At 60.3% G+C, this 22,004-nt stretch carries 22 protein-coding genes; 6 read left to right on the top strand and 16 right to left on the bottom strand.

All coding sequences use genetic code 11. From position 1 onward, the window contains the following. Window positions 1-27: 27 nt before the first annotated feature. Entirely contained in the window at window positions 28-1,785 is a 1,758-nt protein-coding gene (locus V0U79_RS06950; RefSeq protein ID WP_330198758.1) for a hypothetical protein, read from the bottom strand. A 221-nt stretch (window positions 1,786-2,006) separates the two neighbouring features. On the opposite strand from V0U79_RS06950, the gene ctrA reads away from it, so the two are divergent. Both ctrA and V0U79_RS06940 read left to right on the top strand, forming a co-directional pair. Continuing rightward, window positions 2,007-2,702, top strand: a complete 696-nt coding sequence (gene ctrA, locus V0U79_RS06945) for a response regulator transcription factor CtrA (RefSeq protein WP_330198757.1) — start codon at window positions 2,007-2,009, stop codon at window positions 2,700-2,702. Window positions 2,703-2,904: 202 nt separating this feature from the next. Beyond that, the gene (locus V0U79_RS06940; protein WP_330198756.1) at window positions 2,905-4,533 is read left to right on the top strand and encodes a hypothetical protein; all 1,629 of its coding nucleotides are present in this window, start codon (window positions 2,905-2,907) and stop codon (window positions 4,531-4,533) included. Window positions 4,534-4,569: 36 nt separating this feature from the next. Here V0U79_RS06940 and V0U79_RS06935 read toward each other — a convergent pair whose 3' ends face one another. From V0U79_RS06935 to chpT, 3 genes are all read right to left on the bottom strand, one after another. Next, window positions 4,570-5,409 (bottom strand): CheR family methyltransferase, encoded by an 840-nt coding sequence (locus V0U79_RS06935; protein WP_330198755.1) that lies wholly within the window; start codon window positions 5,407-5,409, stop codon window positions 4,570-4,572. Then, entirely contained in the window at window positions 5,399-5,785 is a 387-nt protein-coding gene (locus V0U79_RS06930; RefSeq protein ID WP_330198754.1) for a response regulator, read from the bottom strand. Before V0U79_RS06930 ends, V0U79_RS06935 begins: the two co-directional genes overlap by 11 nt. Before the next feature lie 80 nt (window positions 5,786-5,865). Further along, window positions 5,866-6,540: a histidine phosphotransferase ChpT gene (gene chpT / locus V0U79_RS06925; protein WP_330198753.1), complete on the bottom strand. Its 675-nt coding sequence runs from the start codon at window positions 6,538-6,540 to the stop codon at window positions 5,866-5,868. Window positions 6,541-6,733: 193 nt separating this feature from the next. Here chpT and V0U79_RS06920 point away from each other — a divergent pair, with 193 nt between their 5' ends. The 3 genes from V0U79_RS06920 (at window position 6,734) to V0U79_RS06910 (ending at window position 9,268) form a co-directional block, all read left to right on the top strand. Further along, entirely contained in the window at window positions 6,734-8,197 is a 1,464-nt protein-coding gene (locus V0U79_RS06920) for a M23 family metallopeptidase (protein ID WP_330198752.1), read from the top strand. Between the two features lie 193 nt (window positions 8,198-8,390). Then, window positions 8,391-8,843: a glyoxalase superfamily protein gene (locus tag V0U79_RS06915; RefSeq protein WP_330198751.1), complete on the top strand. Its 453-nt coding sequence runs from the start codon at window positions 8,391-8,393 to the stop codon at window positions 8,841-8,843. Then, window positions 8,840-9,268 carry an ester cyclase gene (locus V0U79_RS06910; RefSeq protein ID WP_330198750.1) on the top strand — a complete coding sequence of 143 codons (429 nt, stop codon included), beginning with the start codon at window positions 8,840-8,842 and terminating at the stop codon, window positions 9,266-9,268. Before V0U79_RS06915 ends, V0U79_RS06910 begins: the two co-directional genes overlap by 4 nt. A gap of 46 nt (window positions 9,269-9,314) precedes the next feature. Here the strand turns inward: V0U79_RS06910 and clpB are convergent, their stop codons facing one another. The 5 genes from clpB to prfA form a co-directional block, all read right to left on the bottom strand. Next, on the bottom strand, window positions 9,315-11,930 hold the full coding sequence (gene clpB / locus V0U79_RS06905; protein ID WP_330198749.1) for an ATP-dependent chaperone ClpB: 2,616 nt from the start codon (window positions 11,928-11,930) through the stop codon (window positions 9,315-9,317). A gap of 173 nt (window positions 11,931-12,103) precedes the next feature. Beyond that, window positions 12,104-12,688, bottom strand: coding sequence for a DUF4167 domain-containing protein (locus V0U79_RS06900; protein ID WP_330198748.1), 585 nt, complete (start codon window positions 12,686-12,688; stop codon window positions 12,104-12,106). A gap of 184 nt (window positions 12,689-12,872) precedes the next feature. Further along, window positions 12,873-13,706, bottom strand: a complete 834-nt coding sequence (prmC, locus tag V0U79_RS06895) for a peptide chain release factor N(5)-glutamine methyltransferase (RefSeq protein WP_330198747.1) — start codon at window positions 13,704-13,706, stop codon at window positions 12,873-12,875. Then, window positions 13,703-14,464 (bottom strand): MOSC domain-containing protein, encoded by a 762-nt coding sequence (locus V0U79_RS06890; protein WP_330198746.1) that lies wholly within the window; start codon window positions 14,462-14,464, stop codon window positions 13,703-13,705. Before V0U79_RS06890 ends, prmC begins: the two co-directional genes overlap by 4 nt. Further along, entirely contained in the window at window positions 14,461-15,531 is a 1,071-nt protein-coding gene (gene prfA, locus V0U79_RS06885; RefSeq protein WP_330198745.1) for a peptide chain release factor 1, read from the bottom strand. The genes V0U79_RS06890 and prfA overlap by 4 nt, the downstream gene beginning before the upstream one ends. 191 nt (window positions 15,532-15,722) lie before the next feature. Here prfA and V0U79_RS06880 point away from each other — a divergent pair, with 191 nt between their 5' ends. Then, complete coding sequence (locus V0U79_RS06880) at window positions 15,723-16,529, top strand: SEL1-like repeat protein (protein ID WP_330198744.1); 807 nt, start codon at window positions 15,723-15,725, stop codon at window positions 16,527-16,529. Here the strand turns inward: V0U79_RS06880 and V0U79_RS06875 are convergent. The 7 genes from V0U79_RS06875 to V0U79_RS06845 form a co-directional block, all read right to left on the bottom strand. After that, window positions 16,473-16,892, bottom strand: coding sequence for an MAPEG family protein (locus tag V0U79_RS06875; RefSeq protein ID WP_330198743.1), 420 nt, complete (start codon window positions 16,890-16,892; stop codon window positions 16,473-16,475). The genes V0U79_RS06880 and V0U79_RS06875 overlap by 57 nt on opposite strands. 57 nt (window positions 16,893-16,949) lie before the next feature. Then, window positions 16,950-17,540 (bottom strand): LOG family protein, encoded by a 591-nt coding sequence (locus V0U79_RS06870; RefSeq protein ID WP_330198742.1) that lies wholly within the window; start codon window positions 17,538-17,540, stop codon window positions 16,950-16,952. A 46-nt stretch (window positions 17,541-17,586) separates the two neighbouring features. Continuing rightward, a complete protein-coding gene (locus V0U79_RS06865; protein ID WP_330198741.1) occupies window positions 17,587-18,378 on the bottom strand; it encodes a class I SAM-dependent methyltransferase in 792 nt (263 codons plus the stop codon). 86 nt (window positions 18,379-18,464) lie between these two features. After that, on the bottom strand, window positions 18,465-19,565 hold the full coding sequence (locus tag V0U79_RS06860) for a threonine aldolase family protein (RefSeq protein WP_330198740.1): 1,101 nt from the start codon (window positions 19,563-19,565) through the stop codon (window positions 18,465-18,467). After that, on the bottom strand, window positions 19,565-19,903 hold the full coding sequence (locus V0U79_RS06855; RefSeq protein WP_330198739.1) for a Spx/MgsR family RNA polymerase-binding regulatory protein: 339 nt from the start codon (window positions 19,901-19,903) through the stop codon (window positions 19,565-19,567). Before V0U79_RS06855 ends, V0U79_RS06860 begins: the two co-directional genes overlap by 1 nt. A 3-nt stretch (window positions 19,904-19,906) precedes the next feature. Next, on the bottom strand, window positions 19,907-21,034 hold the full coding sequence (gene ispG / locus V0U79_RS06850; protein ID WP_330198738.1) for a flavodoxin-dependent (E)-4-hydroxy-3-methylbut-2-enyl-diphosphate synthase: 1,128 nt from the start codon (window positions 21,032-21,034) through the stop codon (window positions 19,907-19,909). 70 nt (window positions 21,035-21,104) lie between these two features. Further along, entirely contained in the window at window positions 21,105-21,956 is an 852-nt protein-coding gene (locus V0U79_RS06845; protein WP_330198737.1) for a helix-turn-helix domain-containing protein, read from the bottom strand. Between the last annotated feature and the right edge of the window lie 48 nt (window positions 21,957-22,004).

Here is a 22,004-nt window from a genome sequence, read left to right as displayed (position 1 = left end):
TGCATCGATGCTGAACCGTTAATCCAATCAGAAACGGCAGGCCGGCGCCGGAATGGCAATGGGCTCGCCCGTGCCGTCATCAATTCGTGCCAGGCGATAAACACCGGCATCCATCGTCGCGCCTTCGCCTGCGCTCGGGTCCGGCAGGCCCGAGGTGACCAGGAAGAGACAATCGGCATCATTCCCGGCGGCTTCATTGGTTTCACCCCAGCTTCCGCCAAGCATGAAGCCGTGAAAGCCGAGTTGTGGAGCGCCGAACGTGTAGACCGGCTGCGACACACTCGCGGCTCCGATCTGAGCGGCGGTGTCATTTTCGTCGGTGAAATAGGTGACCGGCCCGAAATTCTGCTCACCGATAGTCATGTCACCGTCGACGAAGTCGATGACGCCACCTTCGATAATGTCATCCCCGGAATACTCGTTGATCATTATATTGCCGAAGCTGCCCGCCACCGGGATGGATCCATCAATCGCTCCGCCAAATGGCGCAGGCGCACAACGGATCTGTCCGGATGAACCAAAATCGTTGGACTGACCGGTTTCACCCTCCCAGGTCAGTTGTATGCCCCCATTCAGCGTGCCGAATCCGGTCAATGTCATATTGATGATGGCATCGGTAACCTGGGTATTGCCGGTGCCCGTACCGTGGGCGGTCATGGCAACCGAGGATGATGACGGGTCAACAATTCCGAACAGCGGGACAAAATCCCGGTCGCGTTCATCGGCCTGATCGTCCGCCAACATGATGCCGCCATAGAGAATGCCATTCCCGTTGTCCGGCAAGCTGGAAATGAACACACCGCGATTGCGCGACAGGATATCACCGACATCGCCGCCCGGATTGACGTGACATTCCTGGACCGGATCGGGCGTGTCCCCCCCGGATCCATGGGCGACCAGCGCATTGTAGAAACCCCCGACACGGACTTCCCACTCGGCCTGCGGCGCTTCAATGCCCGGCTGTTTGAGCGCTGCTGCACCGGCCGGCACAAAGTCCAGGCCCAGGCGCAAAATGTCCGGGAAGAACGGAATGCCCAGCTCAGCGGGCACCGGAACGCGCACTGCAAACAGGCGCACTTCGCCATTCTCCCAGGAATCCAGCGTCAGACGCCGCGCCTCCTCGCCGATACAGATGGCAGAGGCGTCGATCTCGCAGACGGTGATGTTGTAGTTGTCGTTGAGAATATCGAAATTGCTGATCCGCGGCTCGGCAATGATACCGTTTGTGGTATCGCCGATATTGATGGCCGCCAGCGTCATCAGGGCGATGCGTGGCCCTCCCTCGAGGATGCGGGCAACGCCATCCCCGGACGGGGTCGCGCCAATGGTGATAATATCGGGCTGATTGCTGTTCGAGATGTTGACCGAGAAATCATTGACGTTGGTCAGACGGGGAATGTTCAGCCTTTCTCCGCCGGGGCCGTCACATTGGATGGCGCTGTATAGCGGTCCGAAATAGGCATTCGGTACGGTGATCTCGACGATATAATCCTGATGCCCGCCTGCCGGTATGCTGACGACACCGTTTGCCGGGCCGGTGATGTTCGTTTCATCCCAGGGATAATAGAGCGCCCGGCCGCCCTGGGCGCCCGGGAAGAATCCACCATACAGGACCTGACAATCATAATCGATGTCATCTCCGTTCGCGATCGTCGCCAGGAAAGTGATGGGCTCGTTGAGGCCGCCAGCGCGTGCACTGGGTAAAACCGACATCTGAACGGGGTTCTGTGCCACCGCCGCCGCAGAAATAATTAATGCTGCGATCGCTCCCGCTGCAAAACGCATTTCAACCTCCCCGATACGTAATTGCAGGCACACTAGCGCCAAAACGGGTGGAATTGCGAGTCAGGGCAGGCGTGGGGAACGAATCGGGGACGGACTCGATTCTGCCAGTTGAGTCAAATCGCGGTTAACTTTCGTTAACGCTTTGCATCTACCGTCCGAAGCACGTTAACCATGGAATTAGCAACGGAGTGATTCGTTGCGCAGCGGGGCGGAGATACTCCATGCGGGTTTTGCTGATTGAAGATGATCGTGCGACAGCGCAATCGATCGACCTGATGCTCAAGTCAGAAGGCTTCAACGTTTACACGACAGATCTCGGCGAAGAGGGCGTCGATCTGGGCAAGCTTTATGACTACGATATTATTCTTCTGGATTTGAACCTGCCGGATATGCCCGGCTTCGACGTCCTGAAGACGCTGCGCATGTCGAAAATCGACACGCCGATCCTGATCCTCACCGGCAATGCCGATATCGACAACAAGGTGCGCGGTCTGGGCTGCGGCGCCGACGATTACATGACCAAGCCTTTCCACAAGGACGAGATGGTGGCGCGGATTCACGCCATTGTCCGCCGCTCGAAAGGCCATGCCCAGTCAATCATCAAGACGGGCGATATTGCCGTGAACCTGGATGCCAAGACGGTCGAGGTCGACGGTCATCGCGTGCATCTGACCGGCAAGGAATACCAGATGCTGGAACTGCTTTCCCTGCGCAAGGGCACGACCCTGACCAAGGAAATGTTCCTCAATCACCTCTATGGCGGCATGGACGAGCCGGAGCTGAAGATCATCGACGTCTTCATCTGCAAGCTCCGCAAGAAGCTCGCCTCGGCCACCGGCGGTCAGCACCATATCGAGACCGTCTGGGGCCGTGGCTATGTGCTGCGAGATCCGGTTGAGCAGAAGGACGTGGCCTGACGCCATCATCCTTCATTCGAGCAGGAAAAGCCCGGCGCCCCCGCTCCGGGCTTTTTCTTTGCCTGATATCAGGAGTGTGGTGACGCGGGGGTATGGCTTATGCCTTGGCAGAGCAGATCCGGCTGGAGCCGGAGGAGAGGGAGATAGCACCGTTTCGACTCCTCCGATTGACCCACAATTTTAGGGCGATTATGGAATAGCGATGCGGTTGTTCGTCCTCGCCCTTGTTCTCGTTTTAGCTGCTTGCGGGTTGCGTGAGCCCATCTACTCGGATGCGGATCACGTTGAGTTCCAGGCTATTCAGGAAAGGGGTCGATCAAGGTGGGGCGCGCCCCTGAATGATCTACCGGCAATCGAGTTCTGGTATTCGATGGCCAGCGAAAACAGACGCCAGGCTTTGGCGGCGCTGTCACGAAATCAAGATTTGTCTATTCAACACGCGGAGGAAGCCGCGCGGTTCATTCTCCGATTGGATCGTTGGCGCGAAACCTGCCCTCTCTGGAATGTCAGTGGCTGGGGAAACGTTTGCGAGCTGTCTCAGCGGCCAGACCTGCTTGAGGCATTCGACGATATTAAATCTCATCCGCTTGGCACGGAATTGCTGAAATATGCCGGTCAGTCGGTCGTATCGAGGACTAATCGCGCACCGTTCGAGGACCTTTTATCAGGATGGCCGTTTGCCGTGGAAGTGCTGGCGGATGTGGCCGTCTACAATGCGGATGACAATTTTCTGGAAGACGTTTTTGCGAGGCCGGATATGTCGGTGGATACCGCGCGTTGGTATCTGGAATCTCGAAATCCTGTGTTTTTTCCAAATGCCGAATGGCAGCTTGTGTCATTTCTGGCGTCGCAGCGAGGCAATGACGACCTCCGAGCCTCAGCTCGATTATCGCTCGATCTATTCGCTATCCAGATGCTGCTGGAGGCGGGAGAAGAGCGCCCCGCAATTGACCGATACGAAGGCCTGCCCCTCGAACAACAACCGCTCTTCACCCGGTTCGTTCCACCGCATGCGCATGTTCGCGATCATGCCAATGCCAGACAACTACAAATTCATGCTGGCATCGCTGCTGCCTATCTGGATTCAGGCCGTTCAGAGGATGCTCAAAATGCATTTTCTGCTGCGGTTCAAACCATTGCTCGGCGAGCGCGGCTCTCTTTCCAAGACCGAGAAAGCTATGAATTCCACATTCGTTGTTTTAGCGCCTATTACGCGGAGATTTTCGAAGAAATTTTGGATCCGACCCGAACTGCCAATCAGTTCTTTTCGGAAATGACGCAGAACATCCCGAACCTCGAAGCCTGCAGGCGCGACGATGGAATAATCCGGATACGCTGGCCAGAGAGCCTAAATACCGACTTGCCCGCTCTCGAAGACACCCATCTCGCAATACTCCGCGAAAGCGGAATAATTCTGCATGTCGCGCCGAGGCAAAGAATCTGCAGCGCCTATTTTTCCCAGGCCGGTCGAAGAGCGGCATCAGAGTTTTATTCGGGGCGTTTGAACGACCTTTCTGCGGAATTCATTGACCATGACTGCGCTAGAGTTCCTTCAAGCCCAACGATCTCTGATGTCCTCTCAGTCACGCCGAGAGCTGCAGCCGTCTTCGACTTGTTGGACGATCAAATAATCGTCGATGATCGCGAACCCCCCGCCCAAGGTATTGGTCATTTTGGGCCAGCCGAAGTCTACTTGTTGTATGAAAACCCCATCTCCCAGGAGTGGATTGCGGGCATCCAAGACAGTTCGGGCTATTCGCTCTACTGGGTGGGGAGGAACGAGTCAGTGGAGCTCACGTTCGAGCTAGTGTTTATGATGCCGTATTTGTGAGGCTCGGTATTGTTCACCCCACCGGGGCTAACCCTTTCAGGCCGCCTGTTTCGACTGCCGGTCCATGGTGCGGGCATAGACACCGCGTGCACCGGTCAGAGACCGGTAGAGGTCACCGGCCCCGGCAATGGTTTCTCCCGGACCGAGCACCAGATAGCCGGCCGGTGCGAGCCGCGTCGCCAATTGCGCCAGCGTATGCTTGCGCGCATCCGGGGTCATGCCTGACAGGACATTACGGCAGAAAATGATGTCGAACTCGCCCAGATTTTCCTGGGGCTTCAGCAAATTGCCGCGCTCGAAACGGACCCAGCGCTTCACGGAATCCTTCAGTACCCATTGATTGCCCGACGGTTTGAAATGTTCGATCAGGCGATGGATGGACAGGCCCCGCTGAACCTCGAACTGGGAATAGGCGCCGGTCTGGGCCCGGTCGATCGCGCGGCTGCAGATATCGGTGCCGACGATCTCGATATCGATGCCGGCCAGACGGTCCTTGTGTTCCTCCAGCAGCATGGCCAGCGACCAGGCTTCCTGCCCGGTGCCGCACCCTGCGCTCCAGATGCGGATCGGTGCCTTGCGTGCCTTTATGCGGGCCAGCACAGGCAGAATATCGGACATGAAATGATCGAGCGGGGCCGGGTCGCGGAAGAACCAGGTCTCGTGATCTGCGAGGCTTTCGACGACGCGGCGCCAGAGCCGGTCTTCCGGCACCTGCGCCAGCGCGTTGATCAGGTCTTCCTGGCTTTCATAGCCCTCTGAACGGGCGATGGGCGCGAGACGGGCTTCCACCAGATAGGTCTGGCCCTTGGGAATGGCGATACCCGCACGGCGGCGGGCCTCGGCGGAGATGGATTTGATGGCCCCGTTATCCAGCACGGCGTTCCTCCCCGATCAGTCCGACCTGCTGGAATTTCGACTGCACGATCTCGGCGTCGAAAGGCTTCATGATGTACTCGTCGACCCCGGCACGCAGCGCTTCGGTGATCGAGGGAATGTCATTTTCTGTGGTGCAGAAGATGACGACCGGCTTGTCGCCGCCGGGGTCCTGACGCAGCGTCTTGACGAAATCGATGCCGTTCATCACCGGCATGTTGCGGTCCAGAAGGATCGCATCCGGCATGGCCGCGCGGCAGGTCTCAAGGGCTTCTGCCCCGTCTGACGCCTCATCCACGTGAAAGCCGAGGCTCTCGATAATCCGGCGGGCCACTTTCCGGATGACCCGGCTATCGTCCACGACAAGGCAAGATTTCATGGTGTATTCCAGTTCCTTACGCGATGCATCGCATTGGGAACAGAATCGTCACCCGCTTTGGTTAACAGGACTTTGAGGGATCAGGCTGCGAGTGAAGCCTTGGGCGCGATCAGCGCCACGAACTCGACGCGGTCCTCGCCCTGATTGGCTGTCACGCGGCCGCCAGCCGAACGCGCAATCAGCCCGGCATAGTAAGGCTGGATCGAGCGGCCATTGAAACCATCCTCCGGTTCACGGCCATTCAATGCAGCCTCAAAATCCGGCTTCAGCTCGGCGCGCGGACCTTCGGCCACCAGGCGCATGCGGGTTCCGCCCGCGCCGTCATCATTGGCTTCCACCGTCACCGTACCGCCGCGGGCCGCCGCCGATCCCGCCGCCATGCACAGATTGAGCAGGAGACGGGCTGCCGTTTTTTCCAGGCCGGCCTCGGTAACCTTCCAGACCAGGTCCGGGCGCAGGGTCGAGAAATAATCCTCGGCGAGCTTTTTCAGCTCGCCGCTCTCCATGACCCCCGGCGCGGAGCCAGCAGCGCCGAACGCGATGCGGGCGAAAGACAGCTTGGCCTCGGCCTGGCGGGCGTTTTCCCGGACCAGTTCGATGGCATCCTCGCGCATGGAATCAGCGTCCTCGTCATCCAGCACACTGAACGCCATGCCCATGGCGGACACCGGGCTGACAAGATCGTGGCAAAGACGGGCGCACAGCAGCGCGGCGAGTTGTTCGGGCGCCATATCGGCGGGGCTGGTCTCGGTCATGTTTTATCCTGATACATGATTCTGCCGCATTGTCCTGATCTTACGTAAACGTACTGTCAGTAAACACTTGGCAATATCCTTCGGTCACGTCATTGTCCTGCCCGCATTGGAAACTAACGATGTCGGACCGCAGCGGGCGCGGTTCTTGCTAATCGTTGAACGAAGCAAGTTAGCTATCCATTAAAGGCCAGAAATGTCCGGTTTTGATGTACGTTCCCTCGATGATGTTCGCCGCCGTTCGGTGGCGGTAATCGCCAGCATTGTGCTGTCGGTTGTGCTGCTCGCCGCGCTGATTATCAGCCGTCTGGGCGCAGAGCCGGCCGAGGCCACCGAACCGGCCCGACTTGCAGAGGTTTCGGCGGAGGCCGTCGAAGCGATCGAGATCGAGCGCAGTGAGCTGGAATACACGATCACGAGTGTTGATGAGCTGCGCGCACTGGAACATGCGGCATTCTACACGGATTGCGTGGCCTGTCCGCTGGACACGCAGACGATTGTCGCCACCGTGCCCAGTGGCGGAACCCTGGCCGGCGTCCTCAATGATGCCGGCGCGCCCGCCGGCGAAGTCGCCCGCGCCGTCAATTCGCTGGAACCGGTGTTCGAAGTGCGCCGCCTGCGCGCCGGACAGGATATCACGGTATATCTGCAAACGCCGCGGGATGCTGCCGAGGATGAGGGGCCACGCCTGACCGGCTTTTCCTTCCGGCCGGATATCGAGCGTTCGATCACCGTTTCACGCCTGGAAGACGGTTCCTACCGGGCCCGCGAGATGACCGCCGAGTTCGAGCGCGAACTGGTCCGCTCTTCCGGCTCCATCACGACCAGCCTTTATGTCGATGCACTGGCCGCGGGTTCGACCGACCGGATTGTCGTCGAGCTCGCCGGCGTTCTGGCCTATGCGGTCGACTTCCAGCGCTCCATCCGTGAGGGCGACCGCTTTGATGTGGTCTTCGAACGCTTCCTGGATTCAGACGGCAATGTGATGCGCACCGGCGACGTGCTCTACGTCATGTATGCCGGACGCGGCGAGCCGCTCGAATATTTCCGTTATGAGGCCGAGGATGGCGAGGTCGCCTATTTCAACGCCGATGGCGAAAGCGCCCAGCGCCTGTTGATGATGACACCGATCAATGGCGCACGCCTGTCCTCGCACTATGGCATGCGCCACCATCCGGTTCTCGGTTACAACCGGATGCACCGGGGTACCGACTTTGCCGCGCCGCGGGGCACGCCCATCTATGCGGCCGGTTATGGCGTGGTGGAACGCGCTGACCGCTTCGGTTCTTTCGGCAATTATGTCCGCATCCGTCACTCCAACGGCTTCCAGACTGCCTATGCGCACATGCAGGGTTTTGCCCGCGGTGTGACCGCAGGCGCGCGTGTCCAGCAGGGCCAGGTGATCGGCTATGTCGGCACGACTGGCCGCTCTACCGGACCGCACCTGCATTATGAGGTGCACCATAATGGCCAGTCGGTGAACCCGATGGCGCTGGATCTTCCGACCGGCCGGACGCTGGAAGAAGGTGAAATCCCTCTGTTCGAGGCCGAACGCGACCGTATTATCGCCATTCGCGATAATGCCCGGAACGCCGCCGAAGTGGGTGACACACCCGCTTCCCGCATCGTCTCCGCCGAGGGCACGCCGGGCGCACAATAGTCCTGTTCACTTGACCTTGGTGCCAGGCGCGCGTATTCACCGCGACCGGTCAGGGCTGCCGGCCGTCCGCGGGATCAGCAATCCTCTGGTGAAAGCCCCTTGTAAACTTGTTTCGGCATCTTTCGTGATCCCGGAATGAAGGCAATGCGGACCCCTTCTGCGCGTATCGGGATCCTGACGAAGGATCGGAACAATGACTCATTCCACGCCCCTGCCTTCACTGGCAGACCTCAAGGCAAAAGCCCGGCGATTGCGCAACGCACTCGCCGAAGACGGTGACTTCATCAAGCATGGTGAATCGCTGGAACTGGTGGCCCGGCAATATGGCTATCGTGACTGGAACACCCTGCATGCCGCTGCCGGTAACCGGCCACCCCTTCCGCTGGCTGTCGGCGGCACGATTGGCGGCCGCTATCTGGGACAGGCTTTCAAGGCCCGCATTGTCGCCCTGCAACCGCTTGGCGGCGATGAAGCCTATATGCGGATCTCGCTCGACCTCGATGAAGCTGTCGATGTGGTGACGTTTGAAAGTTTCTCCGCCTTCCGGCGGCGTATCCAGGCGACCATCAAACGCAATGGCGAGACGGTGACCCGGACCTCGAACGGCGAACCGCATTTGCGGCTCGATCTGGAGGGCGCAGCATGACCGGCGATCAGAAAAAACAAATCCTGTCCGAATTCCTCGACCGGATCTGGAGCCGCGGCGACTACGACGCGATTCCGGACTTCATTGCTCAGCGCTATGCCATTCTGAACGACCCCGGCGATCCGTGGGAAGGTCAGGTCCTGGACCATCCCGGTTACCGGGACCGGATTGAAAAATCGCGGGCGCCCTTCCCGGATCAGTCGTTCGACGTGGTTTCCATGCTGGCCGATGACGATGCGATCGCTGTGTCCTGGAACTGGCAGGGCACGCATCTGGGGCCGGTGGCGGGCTTTGAAGCCACGGGCAAGATCATAACGATGACCGGGATGACGATCTACGGCTTCGAGGGCGGGCTATTGAATAGCCACTGGCAGGTCGCTGACCGGCTGGGCGTCTTCATGCAGCTACGAGCCAATGCCGCATAGAGGAAGGGCCTGAGCCTTATGGCGCAGGCCCTTTTGATCCTCGTGATCAGTTCACCTTCACATCCGGGGGCGGCGTGGCGTCCCGTGAGGCGATGGCAGTACCGTTGATCACCAGATGGCCGGCCTCGGCCGACACCTTGATGGCGTCACCATCCTTCAGATCACCTTCCAGGAGGAGCCGCGCCAACGGGTCCTGGAGCTCTTTCTGGATCACGCGCTTCAATGGCCGCGCGCCATAGGCCGGATCGAAACCTTTCTCGGCCAGCCAGTTACGGGCAGCATCATCGAGCTGGATTGTCATGCGGCGATCGGCAAGCAGCTTTGACAGGCGCTTCATCTGGATATCGACAATGGCGCCCATGTGCTGCTTTTCCAGCCGGCGGAAGAGGATGATCTCGTCCACGCGGTTGAGGAATTCAGGCCGGAAATGCGCACGCACGGCGCCCATGACCTGTTCGCGGGCCGCTTCGACATCCTCAGCGGCCATCAGGAATTCGGCCCCCAGATTGGAGGTCATGATGATCAGCGTATTGCGGAAATCGACCGTACGGCCCTGACCATCGGTCAGGCGGCCATCGTCAAGCACCTGCAGGAGCACATTGAAGACATCCGGGTGGGCCTTCTCGATCTCGTCAAACAGGATCACCTGATAGGGCCGGCGGCGAACCGCTTCGGTCAGCGCCCCGCCCTCGTCATAGCCGACATAGCCCGGAGGGGCGCCGATGAGGCGGGCCACCGAGTGCTTTTCCATGTATTCCGACATGTCCATGCGGGTCACGGCCTGTTCGTCGTCGAACAGGAAGTTGGCCAGCGTCTTGGTCAGCTCGGTCTTGCCGACCCCGGTGGGACCGAGGAAGAGGAAGGAGCCGATCGGACGATTGGGGTCCTTCAACCCGGCTCGCGCCCGGCGCACGGCATCGGACACAGCCGCCAGCGCTTCGTCCTGGCCCACCACGCGGGCGCGCAGCGCGTCTTCCATTTTCAGGAGCTTTTCGCGCTCGCCCTCCAGCATCTTGTCGACCGGCACGCCGGTCCAGCGGGAGACGACGGCCGCGATCTGCTCGTCATCGACGACTTCCTTCACCAGGGCACCGTCCTCGGCCTCGTCGGATTTCGCAATTTTCGATTCGAGCTCCGGGATGACACCGTATTTCAGCTCCGAGGCCTTGCCGAGATCACCCCGGCGTTCGGCATCGGCCAGCTCGGCGCGGGCCCGATCGAGCCGGTCCTTGACCTCGGTCGCAGACGCCAGCTTGTCCTTTTCCGCCACCCAGGCAGCGGTAATTTCATCGGATTTCGACTGCAGCTCGGCAATTTCCTTGCCCAGCTTTTCCAGCCGCGCCCGGGAGGCATCGTCGGTTTCTTTCTTGAGGGCTTCAGCCTCGATCTTCAGCTGCATGATGCGGCGGTCGATCTCGTCCAGCTCCTCCGGCTTGCTGTCGACCTGCATGCGCAGGCGCGAAGCCGCCTCGTCCATCAGGTCGATGGCCTTGTCGGGCAGGAAACGGTCGGTGATGTAGCGGTTGGACAGGGTGGCGGCAGCGACAATCGCGCTGTCAGAAATACGCACCCCGTGGTGGACTTCATACTTGTCCTTCAGCCCGCGCAGGATGGAGATCGTGTCCTCGACCGTGGGTTCGCCGACAAAGACCGGCTGGAAACGCCGGGCCAGGGCAGCGTCCTTTTCGACGTGCTTGCGGTATTCATCCAGCGTAGTCGCGCCGATGCAGTGCAATTCGCCACGCGCCAGAGCCGGTTTGAGAAGGTTGGACGCATCCATGGCGCCATCGGTCTTGCCGGCGCCGACCAGCGTATGCATCTCGTCGATGAAGAGGATGATATTGCCACCGGCATTCTCGACCTCGCCGAGAACGGCCTTGAGGCGTTCCTCGAACTCACCGCGGTATTTTGCACCGGCGATCAGCGAGCCCATGTCGAGCGCCAGTAGACGCTTGTCGTGGAGGCTTTCCGGTACATCACCATTGACGATGCGCAGGGCCAGACCTTCGGCGATGGCCGTTTTGCCCACTCCGGGTTCACCGATCAGGACCGGATTATTCTTGGTGCGGCGGGAGAGAACCTGGATGGCGCGGCGGATTTCCTCGTCGCGGCCGATGACCGGGTCCAGCTTTCCATCACGCGCAGCCTCGGTCAGATCGCGGGCATATTTCTTCAGTGCTTCATAGCTGTCTTCCGCCGACTGGCTGTCGGCAGTACGGCCTGCCCGCATGTCATTGATCGCATTGTTCAATGATTGAGCACTGACACCGGCATTCTTGAGAATATCGGCGGCATGGGCACCCTTTGCAATCGACAGCGCCTGCAACAGGCGCTCGGCCGATACAAACTGGTCACCGGCCTTCTTGGCGGCTTCCTCGGCAGTCTTGAAGACTTCGGCCGTCTGTGGCGCCAGATAGATCTGGCCGGCACCCGAGCCTTCGACCTTTGGCAGACGCACCAGCGCCTGCTCGGTCAGATCGACAACGGTTTGCGGATTGCCGCCGGCGGCCTTGATCAAATTCCCGGCCAGGCCGCCCTCATCATCCAGAAGGGATTTGAGGACGTGTTCCGGCGTGAATTGCTGGTGGCGCGAGGCCAGCGCGTCCTGCTGGGCGCGCTGCACGATGGATCGTGCACGATCAGTATAGGTCTCGAAATTCATGTTTCTATTCATCCCCCATCAGGCGAGACTGCAAACTGGATGCCGCCTTGCTCGAAGCACGGCAATGTTTCTGAGACTCAGATAGGTGTTGCCCAATCAACACACAAGTGCGGCAAGGCAACAAAAAACCCCGGCGCGTTGACCGGGGTTCTTTTATTCGGAATGGCAACAGATCAGGCCGCTTCGGTTTCCGAGCTACCCCCGGTTTCGCCATCACCGGATTTGCGTGGGCGGCGGCCGCGGCGCGGACGCGGCTGTTCATCATCGCCGCCTTCCGCCTTCATGTCCGGCTGCTCACCCTGTCCCGGATCAACGACTTCCAGCGGATCGCGCTTGTCCTCGGACGGCTGACGCTTGGGCCGGCGACCACGGCGCGGACGGTCATTCTCGCCCTGATCACCCTGGTTCTGCTCGGCGCCCTGCGGCTGCTGGCTATCGCCGCCATCGTCGGAATTGTTCTGGTGACGGTTATTCCGGCGATTATTGTTTTCTTCCTGCTGCTGGCGCGCCTGACGGCGTTGTTCTTGCTCGGCCTGCTGCACAGCAACAATACGGAAGTAATGATCGGCATGCTGGTAGTAGTTCTCGGCCATCACCCGGTCACCGGATGAAGAGGCATCGCGAGCCAGCTGCATGTACTTTTCATGGATAGTCGAGGCATTGCCCCGGATCTTCACATCCGGACCATTGCTTTCGAAATTGCGGTTGTTGTTATTACCGCCGGGTTTACCCCGGCCCCGTCCGCGCTGACGCTTCATGCCGCCAATCCTCGCAAGTTGAAGGCTGTTCCTGAGCCGCTTTCCCCCGTGTACTCGCGGCGCGCATCATCCGTTGAAGATCAGAATTGATAACGAAAACGGACGATAAGTCTGCTGGTTATTCGCGCCCGACAGCCTCGCCCCTGAGCGCGTCCAACAACCTGTCTGTAAAGCTAGCCCGGCTTCATTCATTTTCCAAGAGGGTATTGCCACCTCGGTTTTCCCGCTTGAATCCATGGATAATGCGGGGTTGCCCGACGAGGTCGCGCGTCATGACGGGGTTTTCAAAACCGGCTGCCTTTGCCAGCACCATGACGGTATCTGCCTGATCATATCCGATCTCGACGGCCATCAGGCCTCCGGGGCATAAGACGCGAAAAAGCTCTGGTAAAAGAATGCGGTAGACATCGAGCCCGTCGTCTCCGCCATCCAGAGCAAGGTGCGGCTCGTAATCCCTTACCTCTGGATCGAGTGTATCGATGACGGCACTGGCAATATAGGGTGGATTGGAAACCGCAATATCAAGGCTTTCATCCGGAATCGCCTCCGCCCAGTTGCCGATGCGAAACTCCACCCGATCAGCGAGCTGGTTCCGCAAGGCGTTCTCTTTCGCGATTTCCAGAGCCGATTCGCTGATATCGATGCCCAGACCGGACGCGTTGGGACATTCCGCCAGCAACGCCAGAAGGATGGCTCCCGACCCGGTGCCGAAGTCGGCGATTTCGACTTTGGCTGTCTTGCTTTCGATCTGTTTGAGAACCGTTTCCACCAGTGTCTCGGTATCAGCCCGCGGGGTAAGAACGTCAGGCGTGACTTTCAGATCCAGTGTCCAGAAGGGCTTGTCGCCCAGGATCTGTGAAAGCGGTTCGCGGGCTGAGCGCCGCTCCACCATGGCATCGATATCAGCGATTGAATCCCCGGCGAGGATCAGGTGGCGCAAATCCTGGCTGGCCTCGTCAATGCCGGCCGATTTCAAGCTCTCCAGCCATTTTGCCGTCTGTTCGGGCGAGAAACTCACACCAACCGCGCCTCATCACCGGGCTGGACGCGTCCGCTCCCGAGCACTTCCACGTAAAGCCCGCAATTGAAGTGGCCGTAATGCTCGCGCAGCATGGAGACAACATCCATGTCGCGTTCCGCGGAATGCGGATCGACATGGGTCGCGACGCAGCGTTCGATCGGCTTCAAGCCTCCCAGGCGTGCGCCACCGATGAGCAACTCGCGGCCGGCCATGTCCAGTTCCGACCAGGCCGGCCAGCCTTCAACCATGATATTGCCGCGAAAGCGCGCCGGATCGATCTGGCGGCCGGTCTTCGCCTCCAGGTCACGTACGCTGTCCAAATTGATGACAGAGACATATCCCGAGCGGCTGTCCATGAAACGGTAGCCATTCGGCGCGGCGACCACTTTCAGCGGGCCACCAACCTGCCCGGCCAGCACGCCCGAAAGCCAGACCGCGAACATGTTTCGTCCGGCCTCGCCATCGAGATCGCAGGTGATTTCGCCAAAATCCGGATGCCAGGCTGTCAGGCTGCCCTCATCCTCATCCCATTTTGTGCGGACCGCGGCGACAGACGGCAATTTCGCGAGGACAGTGAACGCCATTTTCCTGATGTGCTCGGGAGAATCCGGGTCAAATCCCGACGGGCCGTCCTCGACGGCATAGAGCCGGTCTCCGGGGAAATGCGCTCCCGCGCTCAGCTGGACCGTATCTAACGGTTCGGAGGTGAACCCCTTCATCGGATGGCGGGCGAGAGAAACAACCCTGCCCGTCATGCCTCTTCCATGGCGGCCAGGCGCGCGGCCTCGTCTTCAGCAATGAGGGCCGAGACGACCTCGTCGAGCGCATTGCCGGACAGGATGTCCTGAAGCTTGTAGAGTGTCAGCTTGATGCGGTGATCGGTGACCCGGTTCTCCGGGAAATTATAGGTGCGGATCTTCTCCGAGCGGTCGCCGGATCCGACCTGCGACTTGCGGGCGCCGGCCCGGGCGGCATCCGCAGCTTCACGTTCCATGTCGTAGAGCCTGGTCTTCAACAGCTGCAGGGCGCGGGCGCGGTTCTGGTGCTGGGATTTTTCCTGGCAGAGCACGACGATCCCGGTCGGGATGTGGGTCATGCGCACCGCGGAATCCGTCTTGTTGACGTGCTGACCACCGGCACCGGAGGCCCGCATCGTGTCGACGCGGATATCCTCGTCCTTCAAATCGATCTCGATCTCGTCCGGCTCAGGCAGGATGGCTACTGTGGCCGCCGAGGTGTGAATACGGCCCTGGCTCTCGGTAGCCGGAACGCGCTGGACGCGGTGAACACCGGATTCGAATTTCAGGCGACCGAACACGCCATTACCGGAGATGGACGCGATGACTTCCTTATATCCGCCCGCATCGCCCTCGCTCGCGGATTCAAGCTCGAATTTCCAGCCCTGGGTCTCGGCATACCGGCGATACATCTCGTAGAGATCGCCGGCAAAAAGCGCGGCTTCGTCGCCGCCGGTGCCAGCACGAATTTCCAGCATGGCGTTGGCACTGTCATCCTTGTCTTTCGGGATGAGCAGCAGCGAGACCTCGCGTTCGAGGTCCGGCAGGCGTTCTTTCAGCGCGTAGAACTCCTCGCGCGCCATTTCCGCCATATCCTTGTCGTCGCCCTCCATCATCTCTTCGAGATCGGAGAGCTCGGCACGGGCGGCCTTCAGCTCGCGGGCTTTGTCGGCGACGGGCTTCAGCTCGGCGTGCTCGCGCGACAGCTTGACGATCTCGTCGCCATCGCTGGCAGCGCCAAGGCGGGCTTCAACATGTTCGAACCGGTCAATGACCTGTTCCAGGCGGGCTTCAGGTGCGTGCATGGCGCTTCATTAGCGGGATTTTCGGGAACGGGAAATGCTTGAAGCCAGATAGAGGCCGCGGTTATCCTGCCTCCCGCATCGAGGGGGAGAGATGTCATGCGTTGGGCGCTGTTTATTGGCGGGGCGGCACGATGCCGAAAACGGGGCCGACCCAATAGAAAGCAGAACATTATTACGCTTCGCTCTCTGTGATGCCGCTTTATATCAAGGAATTACTCTTCGTCATCGCCGGCGCGGCCCTGTTTGCCGCGGTTGGAGCCTGGCTGGATTCCCGGCCTTCCGATCCGGCGTCCTTCGACCTCGAACGCGCTGCCAGTCTGCGTCAACTCTGGCTGGCGCAGGCGCGAATCTGCGATCGCGACAGCATGGTGGCGCTGCGTTCGGCAAATGAGCTGGAGCGCTTGTGGGCGACAGACCTCACCGATGCGCCGCCGGACCTGATCGCGCGTGCTGAACGCGGCGATGCTGAAGCCCGGGCGGTGCTGGTGATCTTCAATTATGCGCGTGGCAATGACCCGATATCCGACCCGGATCTGGGAGCCGCCTTGCTGGCGGCTGCGGAAGACGGCTCTCCGACGGCGATGAATGAGGTGGGCAACGCGCACCTGACCGGCGAGCTCGGCTTTCCCGTCGATCCGGCAATAGCCGAACACTGGCTGCGACAGGCCGCCGCCGCTGGCGAGCATATCGCCATGGCAACACTGGCTCGGTCCTATCTGAATGGGGACATCCCTGCTTCAGAGGACGATGTGAACCGGCGTCTGCAACTGGCCTCGGATGCAGCGCTAATGGCAGCTTCCGTTTGCGATGTGCACGGGCTGCATCTCATCGGCACCTGGCTAAACAGCCAGATGACGGAGCCGTATGATCCTGCAGCAGCGGTGTATTTCCAGACTCTGGTGCCGGAAGCGCCACAGGGCAATTACCTGCCGGATCAGCTGTTAGCTCCCGAACAGATGCCCGACATTGATGCCGGCGATCAGGAAGAGAACGAGTGAGGACAGGCTGAAGACCAGGAAGCGCACGGGAATGAAATTCCACAACGCCTGGATAAGGCTGTGCGCAATACGCAGGATGACATAAAGCCAGGCGGCCATGATCATCAGCGATGTGTCCGAACCGGCTGCGGCGGCATAGAAAACCAGTGCATAGAACACGACGGGCTGCTCGTGCAGATGATTGTAATTATCAGCAATGCGGGTGACTTCCTTTGGCAAGACGTCAAGATCCGATTTGCTGGTAATTTTAGCCGGATTGATTTTTGCCTTCTGCATGGCCGGAATGCGCGTGGCATACATCCAGATCCACATGACGAGCGTCCAGCAGATCAGCGCCAAGGCCGGGGTAAGAATAGAATCCATGTTTGAGCCTCCCTGTTGGACGGGAGTTAGGCGTAATTCGCGATGCAGGGGAAGGCCTCAGGTCTGCTGGACCTTGATGCGGATATCGGCCGGCGGCGCTTCATAAGCGGCGAAAGCATCGAGCAATGAGACCGGGTCCTCACCGACGTGAAGCATGCCGCGATGTTCCGGATTGACGAAACCGTCCGTTGCCATACGATCAAGAAAGGCGTTTAGGTCGGCATAATAACCCGTCACGTCCAGCAGGCCGCAGGGCTTGCGGTGCTGTCCCAGCTGGCTCCAGGTCCAGACCTCGAACAATTCCTCCATCGTGCCGATCCCGCCGGGCAAGGCAATGAAGCCATCCGAGCGGCGCTCCATCTCGGCCTTGCGGGTATGCATGGAGTCGACGACGACCATCTCTGTCAGTCCGGGGTGCGCGACCTCTTTCAGGGCCAGGAATTCCGGGATGATGCCCACAACCCGGCCGCCGGCTGTCAGGCAGGCATCGGCCAATATGCCCATCAGCCCGACCTTTCCGCCACCATAAACAAGCGTCAAGCCGCGGTCCGCGATCGCCTTGCCCATGGCTTTTGCCGCCGCTGCGTATTCCGGGCGGGTACCGGCATTGGAGCCGCAATAGACGCAGATGGAGGCAAGCTTGGTCATGAAAGGAGAGTGGAGAGATTCTGCCTGTCTGGAACCCCCGATATTCTTAGCCTGCCGTGAACACAAGGGCCTGAAGGGGCATGGTACCGCCTTCGCCGAAACGCAAAATCAACGCATCGCCAATTGCTTCAACCACTTGATCCGGATCCACGCCGCCAGCCTGCAACTCGATGCTCAACGGGTTTCCGTGAACAAGGCCTTTGGCAAAGTCGCGCCAGTTGGCCACCGGCTTTTCAAGATCAAGCACCTCGAACTCGATATGGGCAAAGCCTCCAGCCTTCAGGTCCGCAACGACGATTTCCGGATCAGGATAGCTGAAAGGTACTTTATAGAATTGAGGCGGATTGTCCGGCAGAAAACGGCTGCCCGCATCAAAAGCTGTTTCCGAAAAGGGATTGCGCGCCATTTTGGCCCAGACGTTGAAAACGTAGCGCCCGCCGGGCTTCAGCACGCGCCTTGCTTCGGAGAAACTGGCGGCTTTGTCTGGAAAAAACATGACCCCGAACTGACAGGCGATAATGTCGAAGCTGTCAGCTTCGAAAGGAAGGTTCATTGCGTCTGCAACCTGCCTTTTTACCCGCGGCCCGACTTTCTCGGCAGCAATCGCAAGCATGTCTTCATTGAGATCAGTGATCGTGAATGACGCTACTGGAGCGCGTTCAGCAATTTTCTGGCTGACAATGCCCGTGCCGGCCGCAAGCTCCAGGATCGAAGCGGGTTCATACGCCGCCACCCGGCTTGCCAAATCGGCGGCATAATCAACGAAAATATTCGGGCCCAAATAACGATCATAATTCCTCGGAATAGACCCGGTGAAGCTGGAATCCACGGCTCCCATGGCGACCCTCCATGCCAGACTGCGAATGAATAACTACAGGATACAGGAGGAATCGCGAAATCTGCCCAATGCGGCCAGAATGCCCATCAGCCCTGCAATTCTGCCAGGCGCTCGAACGCCGCCCGCAGGCGAGACCGATCGGCCGATGCCAGAATGCCATCGACGGCGATCTCCAGCGACATGCCGGGACGGCCATCAAGATCCCAGCCGGACCCGCCGATCCAGACTTTCATTTCGCGGGCGATGCGGTCGCGCAAATCGGCAAAGTCCGCCTTCGCGCAGGAAAGGCGCACATGGAACATGTTGGTCTGGACGGGAAGGGGCTCGATATCAAAACCGCACTCGTGGATCAGCGCCGCGATCTCACGCGCGCCGTTTATCCAGTCCGGCATGGCGTCGATGACGGAAGGCAGGCGCCGCATCGCGTCCGCCATCAGCGGCCAGCCGCGGACCTGCAGCCCGCCCTGCCGATGACGCCAGAGCCGGGCTTCTTCGATGAAATCCTCATCGCCTGCGAGAATCGCGCCGCCAAGCGCCCCCACTTCCTTGTAGAAGGACGCATAGACACTGTCGAAAGGCGCGCAGATTTCGGCATAGGAGCGGCCACCCATGGCTTCTCGTGTGGACCACAGGCGCGCACCATCCATGTGCAGGCGGGCCCCGCCGGCACGGGCCGCGTCGATTGCCGCATTCAGCGTCTGCCAGTCCGGGCATAGCCCGCCATTATGGCGCTGTGGCAGTTCGATGAAGAGACAGGCGAGATCGCCGGCCTGTTCAACATCACGCGCTTCGATGACGCGGGACCACTCACCGATTCTGACCGGGGTCAGCCCGGCCAGTTCGGAAATGCCGTCATCCTCGTGCAGGAGGAGGTGTGATGTGGGGTGAAGACCAATGGTCGAGCGGCCAGTGGCGCCGGCATGGATCAGGGCGGCAGCCATCTGCGCCATGGTGCCTGTCGGGAACCAGAGCGTGGCGGGCTTGCCCATCAGATCGGCGCAATAATCCTCCAGCCGGCCAGCCAACTCGCCAGCCATGTAGATCTCGTCGCTGACCTTTTCCGCTTCAACGAAATCGGCAATCGCGCGCAGCCAGTCGGCCGGAGTGCCGGCATCGCCGCGCGGAAAACCGATGCGGATATCACAGGTATTGCGGAGGGCGGCCGCCTCAGCCGGACCGGCGGGCATCAGGCGCCCAGAGCCGCCTGGACGTCCTTCGTCCAGCCGACAAGGACCTTGCCGCCCTGTTCGATCACCGGGCGTTTCACCAGTGTCGGATTATCCGCCAGCAGTTCGGCGGGATCACTTTCCGCGCGGGCGCGCTGGGCCTCGTCCAGCTGCCGCCATGTGGTGGAGCGGGTATTGATCAGCTTCGCCGTCTCGACCTGTTTCAGCCATTCAGGTGCCAAAGTGGCCACATCGGCCTCGGCGCGAATATCGACGAAGGTGTAGGCCTGTCCGGCCGCGTCGAGCGCCTTCATTGCCTTCTTGCAGGTATCGCAATTTTTCAGGCCGTAGAGTTTCATTTCCTATTCCGCCGCATCCTTCGCAGCGCGCATCTCGGCGGCGCGGGCTTCGACCATCTCGACAATGTGCTCGACCATTTCCTCATTGGTGACGTTGTGATCCGGCTTGCCGGACACATACATCTTGCCCGAGCCCTTGCCACCGCCGGTGAAGCCGAGGTCGGTGAACATGGCCTCGCCCGGCCCGTTCACCACGCAGCCAATGATCGACAGCGAGATCGGCTCTGAAATGTGGGCCAGTCGCGCTTCGAGCGTTTCGACCGTCTTGATGACGTCAAAGCCCTGCCGGGCGCAGGACGGGCACGCGATGATATTTACGCCGCGGGTTCGCAGGCCCAGCGATTTCAGCATGTCATAGCCGACCTTCACCTCTTCGACCGGATCGGCCGAGAGGGAGACGCGGATCGTATCGCCGATGCCGGACCAGAGCAGATTGCCCATGCCGATTGCGGATTTCACCGAGCCGATGCGCTGGCCACCGGCTTCGGTGACGCCGAGATGCAGCGGTGCATCGGTGGCGTCTGCCAGCATCTGATAGGCGGCGACGGTGAGGAAAATATCGGAGGCCTTCACGGAGATCTTGTATTCATGGAAGCCCAGATCATCGAGGATGCGGGCATGGTCCAGCGCGCTCTCGACCATGGCTTCAGGGCACGGCTCACCATATTTTTCCAGCAAATGCTTTTCCAGCGAACCACCATTGACGCCGATGCGGATGGAACAGCCATGATCGCGGGCGGCCGCCACCACTTCCTTTACCCGGTCCATCGATCCGATATTGCCGGGATTGATGCGCAGGCAGGCAGCGCCCGCCTCGGCGGCCTCGATGCCGCGCTTGTAGTGAAAATGGATATCCGCCACGAGCGGTATGGAAACCGATTTCGCGATGGTCCTGAACGCCCGGGTGGAGTCCTCATCCGGGCAGGACACACGGACAATATCGGCTCCTGCCTCTTCCAGACGGCGGATCTGGGCGATCGTCGCATCAGCATCCGCGGTCGGCGTATTGGTCATGGATTGCACGCTGATCGGCGCATCCCCGCCCACAGCGACATTGCCGACATGGATCTTGCGGCTCTGCCGGCGCTCGATCATGCGCCAGGGACGGACTTCGCGATGCTGTTCGTGCATGGACCGGTACTCAAAAAGCTAGCCGGGCGGATATAGCCCCGTTCGAACCCGGTTGCGAGGGGGTGCGGCCTTACGCCGGGTCGGCGGTCTCGACCGGAACCAGAGGAATATCGTTGACCGGTTGGCCGACCTCGCCCAACAGGCGCGGGTTCTGGCCCTCGACCTCTATCGTCAGCAGACCGCCATCCTCTGCGGAAATCGTCAGCCCGGCTTCGGAAAGCGGGCGATAGACCTCGTTCACCGCCAGCTCGCGTGAGAACAGGATCCGCCCGGCACCATCACGGACCTCCAGAAAGACCGCAGCGCTGGCGCGCAGGACGACGTCCGGCACTTCATCATCGGCCGGGTTGAGGGTCGGCAGATCGGCCCAGATATCCGCCGACGCCACGCGCGGCAAATCCGAGGCAAAGACGTCATTGCCGCCATTGGCCGAAAGTTCCGAATCCGGTGGTGGCGGGATATCGTCGAAGACGCTGTCTCCCGAAATGGCATTGGAATACCACCAGGCCACCAGGGCAACGAGAACCAGGATGGCGACCACCCCGATCAACCCGCGCGGCAGCTTGATTTCGCGCTGCTGTTGCGGGGCCGTCGGCGTGGCGCGGCCGGTCTGGGTGTCGGCTTCGGCCTTGAACTGTTCGACCAGCGCCGAATCGTCCAGTTCGAGGAAGCGGGCATAGGTGCGCAGATAGCCGATGGCATAGGCCTGGGCCGGCAGGCCACGCGGATCCATGGTTTCCAGAGCTTCAAGATAGTCCCGGCGGATGCGCGTGCGGGCCGCGGCGCTATCGAGCGTCAGACCCTTCTTGGTCCGGGCTTCTTTCAGGCGTTCACCGGCAGACAGGCGCGTGTAAGCGCCTCCATTGTCGGAATACACCGCATCAACAGGCACAAATCCCGTATTCGACGTCCCTTGGGACATCACGCTTCCTGCTTTCTAAGGCTCTGATTGCCCTGGTTTTCTGATCCG

Source organism: Hyphobacterium lacteum (assembly GCF_036330345.1).
Lineage (GTDB): Bacteria > Pseudomonadota > Alphaproteobacteria > Caulobacterales > Maricaulaceae > Hyphobacterium > Hyphobacterium lacteum.
This window is presented reverse-complemented; position numbering and strand designations above follow the sequence as displayed.